This window comes from Flammeovirga aprica JL-4, assembly GCF_012844305.1.
Taxonomy (GTDB): domain Bacteria; phylum Bacteroidota; class Bacteroidia; order Cytophagales; family Flammeovirgaceae; genus Flammeovirga; species Flammeovirga aprica.
Window position 1 is genome coordinate 1 of record NZ_JABANE010000416.1, and the last position, 557, is coordinate 557.

A 557-nucleotide genomic window follows, 5' to 3' on the forward strand; every position below is an offset into this window, starting at 1 on the left:
GACCCCGGCGGATATTGAAGCACTGGCTGACGGGATGGAATATTCCTTTTCAGAACATGACGTAAGGGCAGTACTGGAACGCATGGACACTATACCGGAAGAACAACGGCTTGAGTCGGGCGTGTCAGCCGGCCTGGTGATGGCACTGATAGACCAGGTGAAAGAGAACGGGCAGAGGGTGACTGTGCCGGTTGACCTGCTTGAAACCCTGCTGATTACCGCCGAACAGGCATTGTGGGACAGGGAATGGACCGCACGGGATCGCAATCTCCCGGTGCCGGAAAGCGTAATGCGCCGCCTGGCGGATACAGCAAAAGTGCGGGCATTACTGAAAAGCTGACAGCAGATCGCCCCGCCACGCGGCGGGGTGATATAACCCGGACAGAGACGATAATGATGAAAAAAGAAACCCTTAACACGCTTATTCTGCGTCACGGCGACCGGATGCTGCGCCAGGCTGGCTGGCCCGACACTGTTGATATGGCGCCCGTCGCCCCCGAAACCGTACCCGGCTGGCTTGCCGCCTGCGGCTCTCTCAGTGGCGTGGAAATCCTCAC

At 58.5% G+C, this 557-nt stretch carries 1 protein-coding gene; it reads left to right on the plus strand.

The genetic code is table 11. From position 1 onward, the window contains the following. On the plus strand, nucleotides 1–340 hold a 340-nt coding region (locus HHU12_RS34685; RefSeq protein WP_169661240.1), incomplete at its 5' end, for a DUF1380 family protein. Nucleotides 341–557: the final 217 nt, after the last annotated feature.